Below are 22,183 nucleotides of genomic sequence, written 5' to 3'. Positions count from 1 at the left end.
GGTAGGGGCCTTCCATTTGTCAGTATCCTTGCAACATAAGGTCTATCCAGATGGATGGCAAGGGCGCACGACTGAAGTCCAGCTTAAACCCTGCGCTGTATCACCATTACAATAGCTACCTGACATAGCTGGAGGGCAGGGCGATGGAGTGGCAATTCTGGATAGACCGGGGCGGCACGTTTACCGATATCGTGGCCCGCCGTCCTGACGGTAGTTTGGCGACGCACAAGCTGCTGTCGGAAAACCCTGGCCAGTACCGCGATGCGGCGCTGGCCGGCATGCGCCATCTGATGCAGCTGGCGCCCGGTGCGCCGCTGCCCGTGGGCAGCCTGGGCGCCATCAAGATGGGCACCACGGTCGCCACCAATGCGCTGCTGGAGCGCAAGGGCGAACCGACTGTTCTCGCCATCACGCGCGGCTTTCGCGACGCCTTGCGCATCGCTTACCAGAATCGCCCGCAGCTGTTCGCCCGCCATATCGTGTTGCCCGAGCTGCTGTATGGCGAGGTGATCGAGATCGATGAACGCATGGGCGCCCACGGCGAGGTGGTGACGCCGCTCGACGAAGCGGCCGCGCATGCGGCCCTGGCGCAGGCGCATGCGCGCGGCCTGCGCTCAATCGCGATCGTCTTCGTGCATGGCTACCGCTATGCGGCGCACGAAGCTGCGGTGGCCGAACTGGCGCGCCAGGCCGGTTTTACGCAAGTGTCCGTGTCGCACGAGGTCAGCCCCATGATGAAGCTGGTGGCGCGTGGCGACACGACCGTGGTCGATGCTTATCTGTCGCCGATACTGCGCCGCTATGTGGACCAGCTGGCGGTGGAATTGCCCGGGGTGCATCTGCAATTCATGCAATCGAATGGCGGCCTGACGGACGCACGCACCTTTCAGGGCAAGGACAGCATCTTGTCCGGCCCGGCCGGCGGCATCGTCGGCATGGTGCGCGCCAGCCAGCTGGCCGGTTTCGACAGGGTGATCGGCTTCGATATGGGCGGCACCTCCACCGATGTGTCGCATTATGCGGGCGAGTTCGAGCGCGTGTTCGAGACGCAGATCGCCGGCGTGCGCATGCGCGCGCCCATGATGAGCATCCACACAGTCGCTGCCGGCGGCGGCTCCATTTTGCATTTCGACGGCGCCCGCTACCGCGTGGGGCCGGACAGCGCGGGCGCCAATCCCGGCCCCGCCAGCTACCGGCGCGGCGGTCCGCTGGCCGTCACCGACTGCAATGTCATGCTGGGCAAGCTGCAGCCCGCCCACTTTCCCCGCGTGTTCGGGCCGGACGCCGACGAAGCGCTGGATGTCGCCACCGTGCGTGCCCAGTTCGACGCACTGGCGCGTACCGTGGGCAGCACGCCGGAACAGGTGGCCGAAGGCTATATTGCGATTGCGGTCGGTAATATGGCCAACGCCATCAAGCAGATTTCGGTGCAGCGCGGCCACGACGTCAGCGATTACGCCCTGACCAGCTTTGGCGGCGCAGGCGGCCAGCACGCCTGCCTGGTGGCCGACGCGCTGGGCATGCGCACGGTGTTTATTCACACACTGGCTGGTGTGATGTCCGCCTACGGCATGGGCCTGGCCGACCAGAGCGCCATGCGCGAGCGGGCCATCGAAGTCAAGCTGGGCGTGGATTTACATGGCGATTTCGAGACCCTTGGCGCACAGGCGCGCACGGATTTGCTGGAGCAAGGCGTGACAGCCGAGCGCATTTCCTTGATACGGCGCGTGCATCTGCGCTACGAGGGCACGGATTCGGCGCTGATCGTGCTGTTCGATACGCAGCCTGGCATGCAGGCCCAGTTCGAGGCCGCCTATAAAAAACGCTTTTCCTTTTTGATGCCCACGCGCGCCCTCATCGTCGAGGCGATTTCGGTGGAAGCCATCGGCGCTTCGGACGCACCTGAAGTGGCATCGCCAACGTACGCCGAGCGCGCAGGCGGTTTGGCCCCGCTGGAAACGGTAGCCATGTATTGCGCAGGCCAGTGGCGCGACAGCGGCCTGTATGCGTTTGAGGCGCTGCGTCCCGGCGACCAGATAAGCGGCCCGGCCATCGTCACGGACGCCAACGCCACTACCGTGATCGAGCCTGGCTGGTCCGCCTCGGTCACGCCGCATGGCCACTTGATATTGCGCAGGGTAGAGGCTTTGCCTGTGCGGCGCGCCATTGGTACAAATGCCGATCCCGTGATGCTGGAGATCTTCAATAATCTGTTCATGTCGATTGCCGAGCAGATGGGGCTGCGCCTGCAAAACACGGCCCATTCGGTCAACATCAAGGAAAGGCTGGATTTCAGCTGCGCCATTTTTGACGCCGATGGCAATCTGATCGCCAACGCGCCGCACATGCCGGTGCACCTGGGCTCCATGGGCGAGAGCATACGCACCGTCATGACGAGGAACGCTGGGAAGATGCGGCCAGGCGATGTGTTCATGCTGAACGACCCCTATCACGGCGGCACGCATTTGCCCGACGTGACGGTGATCTCGCCCGTGTTCGATGCAGCAGCTGAAACCATCCTGTTCTACGTGGGTTCGCGCGGCCACCATGCCGATATCGGCGGCACCACGCCAGGCTCCATGCCGCCCGACTCCACGCGCATCGAGGAAGAGGGCGTCTTGATCGATAACTTCAAGCTGGTCGATGGCGGCACGGGCCTGTTACTGGAAAGCGCAACCCTGGCCTTGCTGGCGGGCGCCCGCTACCCCGCGCGCAATCCGCAGCAAAACCTGGCCGACCTGCGGGCCCAGGTGGCGGCCAACCAGAAGGGCGCCGAGGAATTGCACAAGATGGTGGCCCACTTTGGCTTGCCGGTGGTGCAAGCGTATATGGACCACGTGCAGGATAACGCAGAAGAAGCCGTGCGCCGGGTGATCGCCACCCTGAAAAATGGCCAATATGTGCTGGACCTCGATAACGGCGCGCAGATCAGCGTGGCGATACGGGTCGATGCGGCCACGCGCAGCGCCACCATCGATTTTACGGGCACGTCCAGCCAGTTGCCGAACAATTTCAATGCGCCGTCAGCTGTCTGCATGGCGGCCGTGCTGTATGTATTCCGTACTTTGGTGGACGACGATATTCCGCTCAATGCGGGTTGCTTGAAGCCTTTGACGGTGATCATCCCGCCCGGCTCCATGCTCAATCCGCAGTATCCGGCCTCGGTGGTGTCGGGCAATGTGGAAACCTCGACCTGCATCACCAACGCCCTGTATGGCGCGCTGGGGGCGATGGCTGCATCGCAGGGCACGATGAACAATTTCACGTTCGGCAATGCGCAGTACCAGTATTACGAAACCATCTCGGGCGGCTCCGGCGCCGGTCCCGGTTTCGATGGCACGGACGTGGTGCAGACGAATATGACCAATTCACGGCTGACCGACCCGGAAATCCTCGAATGGCGATTCCCCGTGCGCCTCGATAGCTATGCGATTCGTAGCGGATCAGGAGGAGCAGGGCTTTGGTGCGGCGGCAATGGCGGCGTGCGCAGGGTACGTTTCCTGGCGCCGATGACGGCCGCCATCCTCTCGAATAACCGCATGATTCCACCGTTTGGCATGGACGGCGGCGAGCCGGGTGCGCTGGGACGCAATACCGTGGAGCGCGTCGATGGCATAGTCGAGCGCCTGCCGCATATCGGCAAGACGCAGATGCAGCCGGGCGACGTGTTCGTGATCGAGACGCCGGGTGGCGGGGGTTATGGTCAGGATGGGGTGGCATAGGCGGTAGGCACGCCGCCCATCTGCGCGCGCACCTGGCCCACGTCGCGCATGGGTGCCTGGCCGAACTGGCGGCTGTATTCACGGCTGAACTGCGATTCGCTGGCGTAGCCGACCCGGTAGCCGGCCGTGCCCGCGTCCAGGCGTTCGACCAGCATCAAACGCCGCGCTTCCTGCAGGCGCAGCAGCTTCTGGTACTGCATCGGCGTCATGGCGGTGATGGTCTTGAAGTGGTGGTGCAGCGACGACATGCTCATGTTCGCCATGCCCGCCAGGTGTTCGATGCGCAGCGGCTGCGCGTAATTGTGCTTGATCCAGTCGATGGCTTGCCCGACCTGGTGCGACTGGCTGCTGGCCAGCGCCATATGGCGCAGCCGTCCGCCCACCGGGCCATGCAAGAGGCGGAAAGTGAGCTCGCGGCGTATCAGCGGCGCCAGCGCCGCCACTTCATCGGGCTTGTCGAGCAGGCGCACCAGGCGCAGCATGGCGTCCAGCAGTTCCGGCGATACGTCGCTGACCGAGATGCCGCGCGCGGCTGGAATCGGCATGGACTGCGCCGCATTTTCTTCCGTCAGCAGGGCCGCCACATCGGCGCTGTCGATGGTCAGCACCGCGCACAGATGGGGCGCTTCGACGCTTGCTTCCACCACGCGTACCTGCACTGGCAAATCGACGGAGGTCAGCAGATACTGCATGCGGCTGTAGTGAAAGGTGGCGCTGCCCAGCGTGACTTTTTTCGCGCCTTGCACGATCAGCGCCACGCTGGGGCGCACCGCATGGAATAGCGATTCGGTGGGCGCCGACTGGCGGTGCAGGCTCAGGTTGCCGACTGCCGTGCTGTAATCGCCGTCGCCGGGCGCGTGGCGGCTGATCATGGCGGCGAGTTCGTCTTGCGGAAGGGTCAAGGTATGCATGGCTATTATTATGCATGAATAGGTGGAAAAGCTGGGGCGGGCGCATGGCAAAGATGGGCAAGTCTGGAGGATCGTGCAAAGGTCTTGCAGGATCACAGTAACGCGCGCCAGCCATTTGCGGCAAACTTGTATGATCGCTTGCGCAGCTTGCGTGACCTATTTATCTACACGAGGAGTTTTCATGACCACTACCGTCAAAGGCTACGCCGCCCTGGGCCCGACTTCCGCATTGCAGCCATTCTCGTTCGAACGCCGCGCCCCGCGCGCCGACGACGTTGCCATCTCCATCAAATACTGTGGCGTTTGCCATTCCGACATCCACCAGGCGCGCGATGAATGGGGCAATTCTGCTTTCCCCATGGTGCCTGGCCATGAAATCGCCGGCGTCGTCACCGCCGTGGGCGCCGACGTTACCAAGTTCAAGGTGGGAGACCACGTGGGCGTGGGCTGCTTCGTCGATTCCTGCACCACCTGCAAAACGCGCAATGTGGACCTGGAACAGTATATGCCTGGCCTGGTCCAGACCTATAACGGCCTGGAAGCGGACGGCAAGACAGCCACCCAGGGCGGCTACTCGGACAGCATCGTCGTCAAGGAAGGCTATGTCTTGTCGATTCCCGACAACCTGCCTTTGGCCGCCGCCGCGCCGCTGCTGTGCGCCGGTATCACCCTGTACTCGCCGCTGAACCATTGGAAAGCCGGCCCTGGCAAGCAAGTCGCCATTTTGGGCATGGGCGGCCTGGGCCACATGGGCGTGAAAATCGCCCACGCCATGGGCGCCGAAGTGACGGTGCTGAGCCAGACGTTGTCCAAGCGCGAAGACGGCCTGCGCCTGGGCGCCGACCACTACTACGCCACCAATGATGCTGAAACCTTCAGCAAGCTGGCCGGCACCTTCGACCTGCTGATCTGCACCGTGGGCGCATCCATCGACTGGAACGACTACATCAACCTGCTGAAAGTGGACGGCAGCATGGTCATCGTCGGCATCCCCGACGGCGCCGTGCCGCCGATCAGCGCCTTCGGCCTGGTCGGCGCGCGCCGCAGCCTGTCCGGTTCCATGATAGGTTCGATCAAGGAAACCCAGGAAATGCTGGACTTCTGCGGCAAGCACAATATTGTGTCCGACATTGAAGTGATCCGTATCCAGGATATCAATGCAGCGTTCGAGCGCGTCGTGAAGAGCGATGTGCGCTATCGTTTTGTGATCGATATGGCTTCTTTGGCCGAATAAATCCCTTTTTTTTAGTGCTAAAGCCTGGCCGCAGCGATGTGGGCCAGGCTTTTTTGCATGTTCCTTGTGGAAAGGCTTCGGCCTGTTTCAGCAAGCTCTGAAACACAAAAATCAGGCTTCTGGCGCCGTCCAGACCAGGTTCCACAGGTGGCCATCGATATCCTCGAAACCCTGGTCATACATGAAGCCATGATCCTCGGGTGGATGCGGTATGCGGCCGCCAGCGGCACCGGCCTTGGCGATCAGGCTATCGACCTCTTCGCGGCTTTCGCAACTGAGGCAAATCACGACTTCATTGGCTTGCTTCGCATTCACGACCGGCTTGCCGATCAGCGACTGGAAGAAGGCTTCGGTCGTCAGCATGGCCTGGATACTGCCGTCGACGATGTTCATGAACGCCGCCTTCTCGCCGCTGAACCGGGGATCGAAGGTAAAGCCCAGCGCGGAAAAGAAGGCCCTGGATTTTTCCAGGTCCTTCACGGGCAGGTTGAGGATGATCTGTTTATTCATGGCGGCTCCCTGGCTAATGTGGTGGGCAGACTCGTGGCGATTCAGGGGCTGGCAGGAGTCAGCTGGCAATACCATATTTATGTTGGGTCGCCGCATACTGCTGCTTCAGCGATTCGAGCTTCGGATGCTTGGGGTCGATCTTGCGGATCACCTGCATCTGATGCTGGGCCTGTTCGGCCAGTTGGGCTTCCCAGCCCAGCATATTGAGCTGGCGCAAAATCGCGTCGACCGAGGCGAACAGCACGGGCAGGTTGCCGGGGGTCTTGCGCAGCGCCTGGCGCAGCATGAACACGGCGCCTTTGAATTCGCCGTTTTCCGATTTGCTGGCCGCGTCCTGCATCAGCTCCTGCACCTGGTTGCTGATTTGCTGTCCCATGCCTTGCGCCAGGTCGTGGCGGCCCGCCTGTTCGAACACGGCCACCGCTTGTTCCATCGTTACGTCGCTGTCGGCTTCGTTGACCAGTTTGAGCATTACGTCGGACGCCGCCTGTTCCAGGTTATTCTTCAAACAGCTTTGCACCAGGCCCACTTTCAGCTGCTTGGACAAGCCGCGCGCCGTGTCGATGGCGGCGGCGGCCAGTTGCAGCTCATTGGCCGTGCCTTCGTCGTTGCCTGACAACTCATGCAGCATGGCGGCCGAGATGGCGCGGCAGGCTTCCACGTTGGCGCTGCCGCGCATCGAGCGTTCCAGGTCGCGCAGCACGCCGCTGGCTTGCGGTCCATCGCCTTTTTTTACCAGGGTCCTGACCAGGTTGACGTGGTCTTCCGGGTCGCGGAATTCCGAATATTTGGCTTTCGTGACCACTTGCTTGTACGCCCGTTCGGCCGCGCCGATATCGCCCGTGTCGTAGGCGATGCCGCCCAGGTGGCGCAGGCGGCGCACCATATGCGGCGAGATCGCGACGGCGTCTTCGAGGATTTTCTTGGCCTGTATCTGTTGGCCCAGCGCTTCATGGGTTTGCGCCAGCAAGTCGTAGGCGGCCATGTAGCGCGGATTCTGTTCGACCAGCGTCAATAGTGTTTCTTGCGTTTCTTCATAGCGCTGCTGCTCGAACAGGCTGCGGGCCAGGCCCAGATGTACCCAGTCCATGGGCCGCGTGGCCAGCATGTTCTGATAAATCTGTTCCGCTTCGTGCCATTCGCCCAGGCTGATGTGCAGCTCGGCGCGCAGGCGGGCAAAGTCGGCCGCCAGGCGCGGATGCTGCAATTCGGCGTCGCGGCAGCGTTTCACGGCTTCGCGCAAATCGCCTTTCTCGATCAGCTGATAAGTGGGCAGGAACAGGGCGCGCCGCTCGATGGCCCGTTCGATGCGCCCGCTCAGTACATCGACCGTAAACGGTTTCAGGATGTAGTCGGTCGGCGTCAGTTCGGCCGCGCTGATCACCTTGCTGTGGATGGCCTCTGAAGTGAGCATGATGAAGATGGTCCACAGGCCGATCAGCTTGTGGTGGCGCAAGTCTTCCAGCAACTGCTGGCCGTCCTGGCCATCCGTGCCGCTACCAAGATCGTATTCACACAGGATGATGTCGAACGGCTTTTTCGTCAGCAAACGGATGGCCGTGCCCGAATTGACCGCATATTCCACCTTGGTGATGGCCGCCTGGTTCAGCATATTGTGCAGATTGCCCCGCATGCTGGGGTTGGGGTCGACGATCAGGACAGACAAGTCGCTATTTTCTGGCATCGTTCAGCTCTCAGTCATCTGTGGGCGCAGCAGCGGCGGTGGGGTGTGGGGATAGTGCAAATAGTATTATTTCTTGTGAGCATACTGCAAAGCCGTTCCGCACGGCCAGCAAAATGCAGGCTATCGCGCGCTTGTGCAACTTTGCATCTCTGCTGGTAGTCGTGTGGCTAGCATGTTAGTATTCCCTCAGCAACTATCAGTAGTTGTTTTGCATTGACCATGCTCTACCTTTGCGCCCCAGTGCATCACCCACCACCAGCCCTCCCTTCATGTCTTACTTGACTAATTTCCGGCTTAGCGCAGCGCGTATCGCCGTTCCCCTTGCATTTGGCGGCAATAGTCAGCAGCAGCACACCTATTTTGCTGAATTGCACCGGGTCGGCATGATCACGCAGGCGCTGGGCGTGTGCGCTTATAGCCTGACCTGGCTGATGATGCCGGAACCCTATCAGCCGAATCTGCTGCATGCCGTGCTGGCGCTGCTGGGCATGCTGGCCAGCCTGACCGTGCGCTCGCGCTGCACCACATTGCGGGTGCTGACCATCACGGGCGCCTGCGCCGTGCTGTCGCTGACTTTCGGTTTGCGCACCATGGCCGACGCCGTCGGCGACGCCGCCTTCTGGGTCTTGCCCGTAGGCGTTTTCATGACGTTGGCGATAGCCTCCATCTTCAATGGCGGCTTGAGCTACCTGGCCGTGGTGGCCGGCGTCTGGTGGAATGTGGGCCACGGCCTGTATCCCGTGCATGCAGGCTTGCCCGACCAATCCTGGGTGCCCCTGATGATCGTCGTCAGCATTTTGTTCGGACTGGCCCTCAATATCAGTTTCAGCTTATTGCGGCTGCGTAACTTCCACGCCAAGCAGGAGCTGACGCGGCTGGCCTTCCAGGACAGCCTGACAGGCTTGAACAATCGCCGCATGTTCAACCAGGGCGCGCAGCAGCTGCATGCGGGGCAGGGCGGCGCCCCCTTGCACTTCATGATGATCGATATCGATAATTTCAAAAAAATCAACGACAGGCTGGGCCACGATGTGGGCGACGAAGTGCTGGTGCGCACGGCTGCCATCATCGCTGCCGAAGCCCAGGGCCATTTGTGCGGACGCCTGGGCGGCGAGGAATTCGGCGTGGTGTTTACCGGCGACCGCGACGCCGTCTGCCGCTTTGCCGGCACCCTGGTCGAAGCTGTGTATCGCACTTTCCACCCCGAGCACGCCGTGTCGATCAGCGTGGGCATCGCCGAAATGGACCGCGGCCAGGACCTGGGGCACAGCTACCGGCGGGCCGACGAATCGCTGTACCTGGCCAAGCACCAGGGAAAAAACCGCTACGTGATCGCTTGAAGATCGCTTGAGGCCAGTGTTGTATGGCGGGCCGGAAGTACGGTTTTGCAGCGCAGAATGGCAGTAAACGCACAACTTCAGCTAATAAGGCAGGGGTAAAACGGGTATAATGCGCGCAAAGGAAATTTGCCGTACGAAAGATATTGTCATACCTACCTTTAACCCGCAGCCACGCTGCATCAACCACCTTCCAATCATGTTGATACTGCCGGGTTCCAATGCCCTGTCCGTTTTCCGTAGCCACCGCCTGTTAAGCCAACTGCAAGCCGTCGTGCCTGCGATCGTTGGGGTACAAGCACGCTATGTCCATTTCATCGATGCCAGCGCGCCCTTGAGCGACGACGACAGCACGCGCCTGGGCGCCTTGCTGACGTATGGCGAGCCGGCTGAAGCTGACAATACGGAAGGCGTCGCCGAAGAATTCTTCGTCATTCCCCGTTTCGGCACGATTTCGCCGTGGGCTTCCAAGGCCACCGATATCGCGCACAACTGCGGCATGGCCCACATCAAGCGCGTCGAGCGCGGCGTGGCTTTCCGCATCAACCTGAAATCGGGCATTCTGGGCAGCGCCATCGGCGCCGCCAGGAAGCTGACGGACGAGCAAGTGGAAGCCGTGGCCGACTTGCTGCACGACCGCATGACGGAATCCGTGCTGCGCAGCGCCGACCAGGCCAAGGATTTGTTCCGCACCCTGGAAGCGCGCCCGCTCGAATCGATAGCCTTGCTGGAGCAGGGCAAGGCAGCGCTGGAAACGGCCAACACGGAGCTGGGCCTGGCGATGTCGCAAGACGAGATCGACTACCTGGATGCGGCCTTCACCAAGGCCGGCCGCAACCCTACCGACGTGGAGCTGATGATGTTCGCGCAGGCGAACAGCGAGCATTGCCGCCACAAGATCTTCAACGCCGACTGGACCATCGACGGCGTGGTGCAGACCAAGTCGCTGTTCGGCATGATCAAGAACACGCACGAATTGCAGCCTAAGGGCACCGTGGTCGCCTACAGCGACAATTCCTCGATCATGGAAGGCGCGACCGTGTCGCGTTTCTATCCGCGCGGTGCAAACCACGAATACGCGGCGTCGACCGAATTGACGCACACCCTGATGAAGGTGGAAACGCATAACCACCCGACGGCCATCTCGCCATTCCCGGGCGCCTCCACCGGCGCGGGCGGCGAAATCCGCGACGAAGGCGCAACCGGCCGCGGCGCCAAGCCGAAGGCTGGTTTGACCGGTTTCACCGTCTCGAATTTGTCCTTGCCAGACGCCGTGCGCAGCTGGGAAACAGCCGCTTCCGTGACGGCGCCGCTGGCTGGCCGCAGCGAAGCGGAGCAATACGGCAAGCCGGAGCGCATCGCTTCGCCGCTGCAAATCATGATCGAAGGCCCCCTGGGCGGCGCCGCGTTCTCGAACGAATTCGGCCGTCCGGTACTGGGTGGCTACTTCCGTACCTATGAGCAGAACGTCGGCAGCAATGGCGATGCGGTCTTCGGCTACCACAAGCCCATCATGATCGCCGGCGGCATCGGCAATATCTCGGCGCAGCACACGCATAAAAACGACATCCCGGTCGGCAGCCTGCTGGTGCAGCTGGGCGGCCCGGGCATGCGTATCGGCATGGGCGGCAGCGCCGCCTCGTCGATGACCACCGGCAGCAACACGGCCGACCTGGACTTTGACTCTGTCCAGCGCGGCAACCCGGAAATGGAACGCCGCGCCCAGGAAGTGATCAACGCCTGCTGGCAAATGGGCGCAGACAACCCGATCATCTCGATCCACGACGTGGGTGCGGGCGGCTTGTCGAACGCTTTCCCGGAAATCACCAACGACGCCAAGCGCGGCGCGATTTTTGACTTGCGCAAGATCCCGCTGGAAGAATCGGGCATGGCGCCGAAAGAAATCTGGAGCAATGAATCGCAGGAACGCTACGTTCTCGCCATCGCGCCGGAAAGCCTGCCTTTGTTCAAGGCCATGTGCGAACGCGAACGCTGTCTGTTCGCCGCCGTGGGCGTGGCGACCGAAGAGCGTCAGCTGAAACTGATCGACACCGACCTGGGCAACGAGCCGGTCGACATGCCGATGGACGTCTTGCTGGGCAAGCCGCCGAAGATGCAGCGCGACGTGGTCCACGTGGCCAACGACTTCCCGGCGATTGATCTGACGGGCATGGACTTGACGGACGTGGCGCAAAAAGTGCTGCTGCTGCCGACCGTGGCTGATAAATCGTTCCTGATCACCATCGGCGACCGCAGCGTGGGCGGCATGACCGTGCGCGACCAGATGGTCGGTCCATGGCAAGTGCCGGTGGCCGATTGCGCCGTCACCGCCATGAGCTTTGAAGGTTATCTGGGCGAAGCGATGGCCATGGGCGAACGCACGCCGCTGGCCGTGATCGACGCCGCCGCCTCGGGCCGCATGGCCGTGGGCGAAGCCGTCACCAACATCGCCGCTGCAGCCATCGGCGATATCAGCGACATCAAACTGTCCGCCAACTGGATGGCCGCCTGCGGCCAGCCTGGCCAGGACGCCGCCCTGTACGACACGGTCAAAGCCGTGGGCATGGAACTGTGCCCGGCGCTGGGCATCAGCATCCCGGTCGGCAAGGATTCGCTGTCCATGCGCACCACCTGGAAAGACGAGAACACGGGCGCGGCCAAATCGGTCACCTCGCCAGTCTCCCTGATCGTTTCCTCGTTCGCGCCAGTCACGGACGTACGCCGTTCGCTGACGCCGCAACTGAAAAAAGACGCGGGCGACACGTCCTTGATCCTGATCGACCTGGGCCGCGGCAAGAACCGCCTGGGCGCATCAGCCCTGGCGCAAGTGTTGCAGCAGTTGGGTAATGAAACGCCAGACGTCGACAGCGCGGAAGACTTGAAAGGCTTCTTCGCCGCCATCCAGCAATTGAACAGCGACGGCAAGCTGCTGGCCTACCATGACCGTTCGGACGGCGGCCTGTACGCCACTCTGACGGAAATGGCCTTCGCCGGCCACACCGGCATGTCCGTCAACCTGGACATGCTGACCATGGAAGGCGAACATTCCAGCGACTGGGGCGACGCCAAGAACTGGGCCGGCCAGGTAGCAGAACGCCGCAACGAACTGACCTTGCGTGCCCTGTTCAGCGAAGAGCTGGGCGCCGTCATTCAAGTGCGCGCCGAAGAAAAGTCCCTGGTCATGGACGTGCTGCGCACCTACAACCTGGGCGCCTGCAGCCATATTATCGGCAAACTGAACGACCGCGACGTGATCGAATTCACGCGCGACGCCAAGCTGATTTACACCCAGCCGCGTGCCGACCTGCACCGTCTGTGGAGCGAAACCAGCTGGCGCATCGCCCGCCTGCGCGACAACCCCGCTTGCGCCGACGCCGAATACGACCGCCTGCTGGACGTGCAAGACCCGGGCATGTCGCCGATTGTCACGTTCGACCAGAACGACAACATCGCCGTGCCATTCATCGCCACCGGCGTGCGTCCGCGTGTCGCCATCCTGCGCGAGCAGGGCGTCAACTCGCATATCGAAACGGCTTACGTGATGCACCAGGCAGGCTTTACGGCCGTCGACGTGCACATGAGCGACCTGATTGCCGGCCGCGTCAAGCTGGACGACTTCCAGGGCGTGATCGCCGTCGGTGGTTTCTCTTACGGCGACGTGCTGGGCGCAGGCGAAGGCTGGGCCAAGACCATTTTGTTCAACGCCAGCCTGGCCGACCAGTTCGCGCGCTTCTTTGCCCGTACCGACAGCTTCGGCCTCGGCATCTGCAACGGCTGCCAGATGATGAGCAACCTGAAATCCATCATCCCCGGCGCCCACGCCTGGCCTAAATTCACGCGCAACAAGTCGGAAAAATTCGAAGGCCGCTTTGCCATGGTCGAAGTGATGGACTCCCCATCGATCTTCTTCAATGGCATGGCCGGCACCCAGGCCGGCATCGCCATCGCCCACGGCGAAGGCTACGCCGACTTCTCGCAAACGGGCGACATCACCCAGGTCACCAAAGCCATGCGTTTTGTCGACAACAAGGGCGCTGCCACCGAAGCCTACCCGTACAACCCGAACGGCTCGCCGGAAGGCATCACCTCGGTGACCACGCCGGATGGCCGCTTCACCGTGCTGATGCCGCATGCGGAGCGCGTGTTCCGCAGCGTGCAGCAGTCGTATCATCCTGAGGCTTGGGGTGAGGATTCGCCTTGGATGCGGATGTTTAGGAATGCAAGGAAGTTTGTGGGGTGATTTAGCTCGCGGCGCCGTTAGTTTAAGGTGCTGATGCTGATGTAGGAATGAGAAAGCCGCTATCGGGAGATAGCGGCTTTTTTTTGGCATTCAATTTCTTAATTGTTATTATTCGATAGAGTTGGTGTCGTCAAAGTAAGTCATACTGTAGATTTAATGAGAGGAATATTGCATTAATGAATATAGACAAGATAACGGTATTTAAGATAAAGTCGGATGCAGAGAATTTTTCTGATTTCATCAAGCCATTAGATTTGAAAAAATTAAATATTCCAAGTGACTTTGAATTTAATGGCGAGGTTAATGTTGTTATGGCCTTTAAAGAAAATTTAGGGAAGAAAAAAGATCAAAACAACATACCTTGGATAGTTTTTATTAATGATGGATTGGCTGATGAGGATAAAATTTCATTTTCATCAAAAAATAATTTCCCCGCTGCTATTGTAGGGGTTGAGTTTATATCTAATGGCTCATCAAAGTTTTATGCTGTCACTTTTGGGTTGGGTAGCGAAGGTTTAGTTGAGTCTGACTATATTGTAAGGGATTTTGGGCTTCGTGTTGGTATGAACATATGTGATCCTGATGGGTTAAATAGAATTCAAACGAGTAAGCATGAATCAGTATCAACACAATCTGAGCGTCAAATTAGCGCTGGAAGTAATTTTTCAGTGTTTAATATTGACGATGAAAAAGAATTTATGAAGACGTTGGCTGGAGCTGCTCATTCGGATTTTAACTTTATCCATTCGTTTGTGGCTAGGGATAGTATTTCCATAAAATCAAATAAAGATGAGTTGATGAAGTGGAGTAATATTGTTGATAGAATTTATAAGCTGGGTGCTGCACATGATTTAAGGAAATTTGAAAATATATTTCCAGGATATGCAAAATTCCATTTTGAGAATGATCCAAAAGTAATCGATGAGCTAGATAAGAAGTTGTTTGATCTTTTAAGGAGTAAAGATTTTTCAACTGTCCATGCAGCTCCCCCGGAAATTATAGATTTTTCAGCTTGTACCTTTTCTTATGGCGCTTCGACAGAAGTATTTGATGATATCTCTCTCCCAGATATTCTTGGGTCCAGAAGATCCTTTAGCGATAGATCAAGTATTCAAAGTTTAAAGAATTTAAAGGTTATTGTACGCGATACTGAAAACGGGAATTTTTTAAGAAAATGGACTGCTTATAAATGTATCGTTGCTGATATTGAGTATGATGGCGCTCATTATATATTGAGTAATGCCCAATGGAAAAAAATATCTAATGATCTGAAGGGTGAGGTGGATGATTATATTGATAAAATTGTTATTAATAAATCAGATTACTTATTAAGCGGGATTGGTATATTTGACCCGGAAACCGGGAAAAATAAGGAAAGTGTATTTAATTCTGCGGTCGCCAAAATAAATTCAGATATTGTTCTTTTTGATACCGCAAAAATAGAAGTGGCAAATAAAAAAATTTATGAAATATGTGATTTTTTTCACTCTAATCGTGAATTTGTTCAGGTAAAGAGATTGCATTCCGGCTCTGCATCTATTAGCCATTTATTTGTTCAAGGACGATTTTATAGCGAAGCTTTTTTTTGGGATGAAGCTTGCCGATTGGGAATGCGGGATCATGTAGTGAAAGTTGTTGATCCTTTGCATCATGATAAATTTCTTTCCTTGATGCCGGTTTTAAGGAGTGAGATTTCGCCAAATAATTACAAAGTTATATTTTGTATTTTAACTGAAGATAAAGAATTTTCCGTATTGAAGCTGCCATTCATGGCTCGATATGAGTTAATGTACACTCATCGTTACTTAAACAATTCGATGGGTATGAGTTGTGAGATCGCATTTAGAAATGTGTTGTTGGATGTAGCATAAACAGAAACTGGGGTCAGACCCGTCGGGTCTGACCCCGGGTTTTTGCTTGTGGGTTTGGTGATGTCGGCGGCGCGCGAAGAATTTCGGGGGCCGGTGTTTGGATTAATGCGAGGGTATGAACACCAGTTTCGCATTTGATTTACTTATTCGACGGGGTTTTTGCCAAACAGACGCGTGAATTAATCAGACCGCCTTAGCCACCCCCACAATCACCATCGCCGACGGCACCAGCAAAAACTGCGCAATCACCGTGCCGGCCAGACGACTTCCCACTAGCCACACCACAGCCCGCCTGAATTGCGATTCTTCGATCTTGCCTTCGATGACGTCATCCGTCATGCCCGACATATGCGGGTCGATGAAGACGGCCATCATGACGGTGGCGCCGCCGTTGATGATCGATGAAAGGGTGCTGGAGGTGACTCTTACGCTGGGGTCCAGTACGCCGACATAGAGTGCCGCGAAGACGCCGACTGTCCACAGGGCCGTGGCGATGACGTTCATGGCGGTCATGGACAGCGAGACGCCCGACTTTTCGCGCAGGCTGGTGACGTTGGCGGGTTTGGGCAGGCTGGCGGAGGTTTTGAGGTAGGAAAGGCCGCCTTTGAAAAAGGCATGCAGGATGAGCTTGGGCACTGATCTGTGTACCTGGAAGTGGTCGACGGCGCGGCAAAAGACGCGCTGGAAGGTGGGGATCAGGATGGCGCCGATGATGGTGGCCAGGCTGGCGGAGACCAGCAGCCAGCGGAAATCGACCAATAAATCGCTGACAGCGATATGCTGGTCTATGCCGGTTTCCACGCGCTTGGCGAGGAAGAGGCCGAGGAAAGAGTTTGACGTGCGCGATACCAGCACCAGGATGCTGAACAAGGCCAGCGACACGGCGATGCGCCGCGTGCGGATGCCGGCGATGCGGACGGAATAGGCGAGGGTGCCGATAATATGTATGATAAACGTCAATGCGCATATCAAAAGCAGTTGCTTGTCCATCTAGACCTTGCCGTATAGAAAATCATTCCATGCTGACATGGCAATGTTTATTTTTCAAGCAATAACTGATCATCAGTAAGCATCATCAGTAAATCTCATCAGTAAAAATTTCCTCAAAAAAACGCGTGCGGTGTGCCTCCACTGCTGATGTAAGCTTAATATCTTGTTTAATATATCTTGTTTGATGTTGCATTCGACAATAGCCTCGTCCACGCATCGCCTTTGATGCCGGCTTGAGTGTTTGAGTAGAGGAACCACATGAAAATCAGGACCATGTGCGCCGTCCTGGTGGCGGCCTTGCTGCTGCCAGGTTTGGCGCGGGCGGAAATCGTGCAGCGGCAGGTGATGACGGGCATGGGACTTGCGCCCGATAGCCAGGGCGCCGACGTACTGACCGTGGCGGCCGATACGGCTTGCGGCGGCCGGCAGGTGCGCATGGATGCGCGCTCGGTGGGGCTGGACGAAGCGGCGTATGCCGCCTTGAAAACCACGCTGGCGGGCCAGGTGAAAGACGGCTTGCCCATGCTGCTGACCCTGGCCAGCTGTCCGGTGGGTGAAACGGCGGAGATGGCGGTGCCTATCGTGCGCAAGCTGGTCGCTTGTCGCGGCGAGAGCGCTGGCGCCGGTACCGGGGCCGTTACCGGGACCGTTACCGGGCCCTGTGCCGATGGGCGGGCGCGCCTGTATCTGCATGCGCGGTTTTTTCCTGTGGCGCAGGCGGATGCGGAAAATGTACTCTTGCTGCCGCTGGCTAAAGGCCAGGCCGAGGGCACCTGGAGAGTCGAGGTACGCGATCTGTCCGAACAGTATGTGCGCATGACAGGCCTGGTCGATGCCAGCGATTATGCACAAGGCAAGCTGGTGCGCGGCTATACCGTGTATTACCGTGACGGCAAGCTTGAAAAACAGGTGGCCCTGGATGCGCAGGGCAGGCAGGACGGCATCAGCAGCACGTATTATCCCGATGGCACCTTGGAAACCCAGGGTGGCTGGCGCGCCGGCTTGCCGGAAGGCTTGCATAAGGAATTCCACAGCACGGGCAAGCTGCGCGTGGCCCTGGCATATCGCAACGGCAAGATTATCGATGGCCCGGTACAAAGCTTCGACGAGTCTGGCAGCCTGAACACCAGTTACGAACTGCGTGGTGGAAAAATGGAAGGCGAATTGCTGATTTATTATCCTGATGGAAAAGTCGCCAGCCGCAGGCAAGTCAGCAAGGGCAAGTTCAATGGCGTCAGTGTCGATTATTTCATCGATGGCGCCGTGCGCAGCAGCATGCCGATGGTGGATGACTTGCCGGTGGGCGAGGCGCTGGAGTTTTATCCGTCCGGCAGTGTGCAAACCCAGCATCAATATGACAGCAAGGGCAGGCTGCGCAACACCCGGCGCTACAGCGCGCAAGGTCTGCTGGTATTGGAACGCCGCTGGGACGGGGAGCAGCGCGAGCAGGGCATCTCGCGTTCCTGGTATGACAATGGCCAGCTTGAGCATGCCATCGCGTATGTGGACGACAGACGCCATGGCTGGAGCCGCAACTGGCGTGAAGATGGCAGCCTGGTCAGCGAATGCCGGTATGTAGCGGGCGAAGCACAGGAAAATGCACAGGGTGAATGCAGCGGCGCGCCGCCGTCGGCCAAAGTCCCTGAGGTATTGCAAACGCAGCAGGCATGGCGTCATGGCGGCAAATAGCTCGCACTAGCTGCTTAATGCGAGGACACAAATACCGACGCCGCATGTGCCGGCGGCACCGCAAAATCAGCCCGCATGCGCTTGACTTCCTCCACCGGACTGTTGCCGAACAATCGCTTGAATTCACGGCTGAACTGGGACGGGCTGTCGTAGCCGACCTGGTTGCTGGCGGCCGCTGCCGTGATGCTGTTGCGCACCATTAGCAGCCGGGCCTGGTGCAAGCGCGTCGATTTCAGGTATTGCATGGGCGAGGTGTTGGTCACGCTCTTGAAGTGCACGTGGAAGGCGGGCACGCTCATGCCGGCCTCGCTGGCCAGTTGCTCCACGCTCAAGTTGTCGCTGTAGCGCGCGTGCAGCTGGCGCAAGGCCTTGGCGACCTTGCCGAATTGCCCCTGCATCGCCAGCGCGGCGCGCATGGACGGGCCTTGTTCGCTATTTAATATGTGGAAGTAGATTTCACGCAGCAGCGCGGGGCCGAGGATGGCCGCTTCGGCCGGCTCGCTCATGGCGGCCAGGAAGCGCAGCACGGAATCGTTGAGCCGCTTGTCCATGGCGGTCGACAGCAAGCCCTGCGGCTTTGCGGGCGCTACCGCACCCAGCTGGTCCAGCTGCAGCATCAGTTCGGCGGCCAGCTTGAAGTCCAGGTGCATATAGATGGCCAGCAGCGGTTCCTCGAGGCTGGCGTCCGTTTCCATCGTGAACGGCACGGGCACCGAGACGACCAGGCAATGATTTTCGTCATAGACATAAGTCTGGCCGCCAAAAAAGCCCCGTTTCCGGCCCTGGCACACGATCACGATGCCGGGGTCGTACAGCACCGGCACCAGTTTCAGGGCGCGGTTCGAGCGCAAAAAGCGCACGCCGGGCAAGGACGTCAGGTTATAGCCCTCGGTCGGCGCCAGCCGTTCCAGCAGGCTGACCATGCGCAGCCGTTGCTGTTCGCGTTCTTGCGGGGCATAGTGATTCAGGTCATCAGGCATGTGGAAGCTCGCTTGTGGTTGGCGTCATTTTTACCCCAAAGCTAACCCTGGGGTCGGACCCTGCAGGGTCCGACCCCGGCATTTTGCAGTGTGGGGTATTACTGCAATACCTATCGCTCTATAGGATTAGGCAATAAACAGAGATTCTACGCCATGGATAGCTAGGGCTGGGCGATCTATCATGCAATACGTTTATACCTTGACAGGAGCATCACCATGAACACCATCGCAAGCACAGCATCAAAAACCATCGTCATCACGGGCGTGAGCAGCGGTTTCGGCCTGGCGTTGGCGAAAGAATCCCTGGCGGCCGGCCATACCGTCGTCGGCACGGTGCGCAATGAGCAGGCGCGGCTGGAATTCGAAGCGCTGCAGCCGGGCAGCGCCTTTGGCCGCATCCTCGACGTGAGCGACTTTGGCGCGGCTGAAGGCGTGGCGGCGGAAGTGGAAAAGACGCTGGGGCCGGTCGATGTGCTGGTCAATAACGCCGGGTATGGCCATGAAGGGGTGCTGGAAGAGTCGCCGCTGGACGAGTTGCGGCGCCAGTTTGACGTGAATGTGTTTGGCGCCGTGGCCGTCATCAAGGCTTTCTTGCCGGCCATGCGCCAGCGCCGCAGCGGGCATATCGTCAATATCACCTCGATGGGCGGCCACGTGGGCATGCCGGGCGTGGCGTATTACTGCGGCAGCAAGTTTGCGCTGGAAGGCATTTCGGAAGCGCTGGGCAAGGAACTGGCGCCGTTCGGCATCCACGTGACGGCGGTGGCGCCGGGTTCGTTCCGCACCGACTGGGCCGGCCGCTCGATGCAGCGCAGCCCGCGCAGCATCGCCGATTACGATAGCGTGTTCGACCCCATCCGCCAGGCGCGCGAAGAAAAAAGCGGCAAGCAGCTGGGCGACCCGGTCAAGGCGGCGCGCGCCATTTTAAGCATGCTCGACAGCGCCGCGCCACCCGCGCACTTGCTGCTGGGCAGCGATGCGCTGGCCATCGTGCGGGCCAAGCTGGCGCAACTGTCGAGCGAGATCGATGCCTGGGAAGCGCTGAGTCTGACGACCGATCATTGAGACTGGTGCGGATTTTCAGATCAGGCGCGGTAGCGACTGGAAGACCAATGTTTGTAATAGCCTGGTCCACCTTGATCGGCATGACGCGCTGCCGGTGTTTTCTTGCCTACCTGTGAGCGATGATTATCGCCATCGCTTTGTTGGGTGGCAATTTCGACGCCAACGGGTAGCGCGTAGCTGGCAAGATGGGCATGAAGCTGGGTTTGAACCCGGCGGAGTTCGAGTGACAGTAATTAAATTCCATCGCGGGTCTTCAAGCGGTGAGTTCCAGGGGCATTAAAACAGCCGTGTCAGGGTAGCGCTCAATTTGCCCATCGCCGTTTCTGATGCCAGTAAGGCCGCCGCCGCTGCGACGCCGGCTGTCGGCGCATTGGTCAACTGATTGCCATGAATGAGGATAAAGTTAGGGACGTAAGGCTCCCTTGCTTCTTCCTGTTGTAGCTCGTCGTTAAGGTCAATGGACGAGACGATGTCGTCCAACATTTTCCGTACCCGCTCTGGGGCGGGAAGAATCACCGGTTTGCGTTGCTTGACGATATTCTGGCAATGCGGTTCAAAGTGCGAGCGCACAAATGTTGCACGCGATTCTTTGGCATATATTTCTCGCAAGAATGTGGTCGTGCATGCCTCGCCGACTTGTTTTAGTAGCAAGTTGAACTCATCTTGCGTCAGCAAATATTCGTCTGCCAGAAGGGGCAATTCGTCGCCGATAATCCTGAGCATCTCTTCAGCGTCGTCTTCGATAACATAGTCTAGTGTTTTCTTGCTGAGATAAGATCCTCCCGAGCCTGCGCCAATCGAGCCAGCAAGCCCGCCGATGACCATCCCGACCGTGGTGCCTGCGCCAGGGAAAATCATGGTTCCGATTGCGGCCCCTGCGGCGGCGCCCCCCATCCAGCCTGCTGTCCCCGCCGCGACACCTACGCCATTAACAACAAAGTTTTTGCCTAGCTGTGACCACGATGTATTTTTGGAAATGGCTGCACGGTAGAAATCCGGGCCAGTGATCACGACGGTGGTCACGACGCCAGTAATTACGTTGGACCGCAGCAGCTTCGATACATGGTTGGTTGCCGCCGCTCCAGACAGGGCTTTGCCAGTTGAGGCAGAAGCGATTTTATCGACGGCAAGTCGTCCCCATTCCGTCTTGGCAACCTGTTTTACCCCGGCACGGACAAAGACGGTTGCCTTTCGCGCCAAGCCAGTGCGTAGCATCTGAGACGTCGCGATGCCTGCTATGAAGGACGTCCCTGCCGAAAGCAGGCCGGTATCGACCGACTCTTTCATTGCCTCCTTGCTAGATTTCCCCTGCCATTTGGCTCTTGCAAAATTGATGGCAAACCCGATGGCGAATGCATAGCCGCTTGTCACCAGATTGTTTTTTGCATCGTATTTCAGGCTATCGATGTTGCCGGCACGCGCTATATTTCTGGCTTGCCGGTAGGTAACGCTGCCTTTCTTGACGATGCTGCTTGCTTCCTCAGGGTTGGTAACACCTGGAACCTTGCCATCAGCAATCTTTTTCCGCATCAGCTCTACGGCCTTGTCGTACTGATCGCTGGGCACTTCCAACTGCATGCCTTTGTAACGGAATTGTCCAGTGCTGGAATCAAAAGCATCGGCCACGGTTTTTGATGCCGAATCGAAATATTTTGTTTGTATGGGAATGCCGTCGGAGATGCGGTCTGCACCATTCTTTGCATTGTTGCTGCCGACCTGGTCTACTTTTGTACCGCGCAGTTTTTCGTTAAGTGCGTTGCTATCTTCCGCCGCAAAACCGGTGCCGCCTTTTGTGCCGAACTTGTTGAGCTGGGTCGATTCGAGATAGTCCGATACCCTGCCAGTTGCTGCGTAGTTGTACAGATTGTCGGCCATGCCGTTCTTGTCAGGAGAATCTTTTTTCATCTTGCGATTTTTATTGTCAGCCATGCGACAACACCCCTTTATCTT

Annotated in this window: 13 protein-coding genes; 7 read left to right on the top strand and 6 right to left on the bottom strand. The window is 58.5% G+C overall.

The window, feature by feature from the left end; translation table 11 throughout:
* Positions 1–143: 143 nt before the first annotated feature.
* Entirely contained in the window at positions 144–3,722 is a 3,579-nt protein-coding gene (locus HDE72_RS05190) for a hydantoinase B/oxoprolinase family protein (protein ID WP_183737643.1), read from the top strand.
* Here HDE72_RS05190 and HDE72_RS05185 read toward each other — a convergent pair.
* A complete protein-coding gene (locus HDE72_RS05185; RefSeq protein ID WP_183737642.1) occupies positions 3,704–4,633 on the bottom strand; it encodes an AraC family transcriptional regulator in 930 nt (309 codons plus the stop codon). The genes HDE72_RS05190 and HDE72_RS05185 overlap by 19 nt on opposite strands.
* A 181-nt stretch (positions 4,634–4,814) precedes the next feature.
* Here HDE72_RS05185 and HDE72_RS05180 point away from each other — a divergent pair, with 181 nt between their 5' ends.
* Positions 4,815–5,867, top strand: coding sequence for an NAD(P)-dependent alcohol dehydrogenase (locus HDE72_RS05180; protein WP_183737641.1), 1,053 nt, complete (start codon positions 4,815–4,817; stop codon positions 5,865–5,867).
* A gap of 111 nt (positions 5,868–5,978) precedes the next feature.
* Here HDE72_RS05180 and HDE72_RS05175 read toward each other — a convergent pair whose 3' ends face one another.
* Both HDE72_RS05175 and HDE72_RS05170 read right to left on the bottom strand, forming a co-directional pair.
* Entirely contained in the window at positions 5,979–6,377 is a 399-nt protein-coding gene (locus tag HDE72_RS05175; RefSeq protein ID WP_183737640.1) for a VOC family protein, read from the bottom strand.
* 58 nt (positions 6,378–6,435) lie between these two features.
* Positions 6,436–8,061 carry a tetratricopeptide repeat-containing response regulator gene (locus HDE72_RS05170; protein ID WP_183737639.1) on the bottom strand — a complete coding sequence of 542 codons (1,626 nt, stop codon included), beginning with the start codon at positions 8,059–8,061 and terminating at the stop codon, positions 6,436–6,438.
* Between the two features lie 269 nt (positions 8,062–8,330).
* Here HDE72_RS05170 and HDE72_RS05165 point away from each other — a divergent pair, with 269 nt between their 5' ends.
* The 3 genes from HDE72_RS05165 to HDE72_RS05155 all read left to right on the top strand — a co-directional run bounded on the left by HDE72_RS05165 (position 8,331) and on the right by HDE72_RS05155 (position 15,509).
* Positions 8,331–9,401, top strand: a complete 1,071-nt coding sequence (locus tag HDE72_RS05165) for a GGDEF domain-containing protein (protein WP_183737638.1) — start codon at positions 8,331–8,333, stop codon at positions 9,399–9,401.
* A gap of 196 nt (positions 9,402–9,597) precedes the next feature.
* Positions 9,598–13,638 carry a phosphoribosylformylglycinamidine synthase gene (gene purL / locus HDE72_RS05160; RefSeq protein WP_183737637.1) on the top strand — a complete coding sequence of 1,347 codons (4,041 nt, stop codon included), beginning with the start codon at positions 9,598–9,600 and terminating at the stop codon, positions 13,636–13,638.
* Between the two features lie 176 nt (positions 13,639–13,814).
* Positions 13,815–15,509, top strand: coding sequence for a DUF6119 family protein (locus HDE72_RS05155; protein ID WP_183737636.1), 1,695 nt, complete (start codon positions 13,815–13,817; stop codon positions 15,507–15,509).
* A 183-nt stretch (positions 15,510–15,692) separates the two neighbouring features.
* Here the strand turns inward: HDE72_RS05155 and HDE72_RS05150 are convergent, their stop codons facing one another.
* Positions 15,693–16,499: a lipid II flippase Amj family protein gene (locus tag HDE72_RS05150; protein ID WP_183737635.1), complete on the bottom strand. Its 807-nt coding sequence runs from the start codon at positions 16,497–16,499 to the stop codon at positions 15,693–15,695.
* Positions 16,500–16,757: 258 nt separating this feature from the next.
* Between HDE72_RS05150 and HDE72_RS05145 the strand changes: the two genes are divergently transcribed.
* Positions 16,758–18,188 (top strand): toxin-antitoxin system YwqK family antitoxin, encoded by a 1,431-nt coding sequence (locus HDE72_RS05145; protein WP_183737634.1) that lies wholly within the window; start codon positions 16,758–16,760, stop codon positions 18,186–18,188.
* A 14-nt stretch (positions 18,189–18,202) separates the two neighbouring features.
* Here HDE72_RS05145 and HDE72_RS05140 read toward each other — a convergent pair whose 3' ends face one another.
* Positions 18,203–19,168 carry an AraC family transcriptional regulator gene (locus tag HDE72_RS05140; RefSeq protein ID WP_260176500.1) on the bottom strand — a complete coding sequence of 322 codons (966 nt, stop codon included), beginning with the start codon at positions 19,166–19,168 and terminating at the stop codon, positions 18,203–18,205.
* Positions 19,169–19,384: 216 nt separating this feature from the next.
* Between HDE72_RS05140 and HDE72_RS05135 the strand changes: the two genes are divergently transcribed.
* On the top strand, positions 19,385–20,233 hold the full coding sequence (locus HDE72_RS05135; RefSeq protein WP_183737633.1) for an oxidoreductase: 849 nt from the start codon (positions 19,385–19,387) through the stop codon (positions 20,231–20,233).
* Positions 20,234–20,509: 276 nt separating this feature from the next.
* Here HDE72_RS05135 and HDE72_RS05130 read toward each other — a convergent pair whose 3' ends face one another.
* Entirely contained in the window at positions 20,510–22,162 is a 1,653-nt protein-coding gene (locus HDE72_RS05130) for a hypothetical protein (protein ID WP_183737632.1), read from the bottom strand.
* Positions 22,163–22,183 lie beyond the last annotated feature (21 nt).

This window comes from Janthinobacterium saanense (genome assembly GCF_014200675.1).
Lineage (GTDB): Bacteria > Pseudomonadota > Gammaproteobacteria > Burkholderiales > Burkholderiaceae_D > Janthinobacterium.
The sequence above is the reverse complement of the archived record's forward strand: the minus strand, read 5'-3'. Positions and strand labels throughout refer to the sequence as shown.

Excerpts from the sequence above, each read along its gene's own strand:
- HDE72_RS05190 (WP_183737643.1), top strand. The coding sequence starts at position 144 with ATGGAGTGGCAATTCTGGATAGACCGGGGCGGCACGTTTACCGATATC.
- HDE72_RS05185 (WP_183737642.1), bottom strand. The coding sequence starts at position 4,633 with ATGCATACCTTGACCCTTCCGCAAGACGAACTCGCCGCCATGATCAGC.
- HDE72_RS05180 (WP_183737641.1), top strand. The coding sequence starts at position 4,815 with ATGACCACTACCGTCAAAGGCTACGCCGCCCTGGGCCCGACTTCCGCA.
- HDE72_RS05175 (WP_183737640.1), bottom strand. The coding sequence starts at position 6,377 with ATGAATAAACAGATCATCCTCAACCTGCCCGTGAAGGACCTGGAAAAA.
- HDE72_RS05170 (WP_183737639.1), bottom strand. The coding sequence starts at position 8,061 with ATGCCAGAAAATAGCGACTTGTCTGTCCTGATCGTCGACCCCAACCCC.
- HDE72_RS05165 (WP_183737638.1), top strand. The coding sequence starts at position 8,331 with ATGTCTTACTTGACTAATTTCCGGCTTAGCGCAGCGCGTATCGCCGTT.
- purL (WP_183737637.1), top strand. The coding sequence starts at position 9,598 with ATGTTGATACTGCCGGGTTCCAATGCCCTGTCCGTTTTCCGTAGCCAC.
- HDE72_RS05155 (WP_183737636.1), top strand. The coding sequence starts at position 13,815 with ATGAATATAGACAAGATAACGGTATTTAAGATAAAGTCGGATGCAGAG.
- HDE72_RS05150 (WP_183737635.1), bottom strand. The coding sequence starts at position 16,499 with ATGGACAAGCAACTGCTTTTGATATGCGCATTGACGTTTATCATACAT.
- HDE72_RS05145 (WP_183737634.1), top strand. The coding sequence starts at position 16,758 with ATGAAAATCAGGACCATGTGCGCCGTCCTGGTGGCGGCCTTGCTGCTG.
- HDE72_RS05140 (WP_260176500.1), bottom strand. The coding sequence starts at position 19,168 with ATGCCTGATGACCTGAATCACTATGCCCCGCAAGAACGCGAACAGCAA.
- HDE72_RS05135 (WP_183737633.1), top strand. The coding sequence starts at position 19,385 with ATGAACACCATCGCAAGCACAGCATCAAAAACCATCGTCATCACGGGC.
- HDE72_RS05130 (WP_183737632.1), bottom strand. The coding sequence starts at position 22,162 with ATGGCTGACAATAAAAATCGCAAGATGAAAAAAGATTCTCCTGACAAG.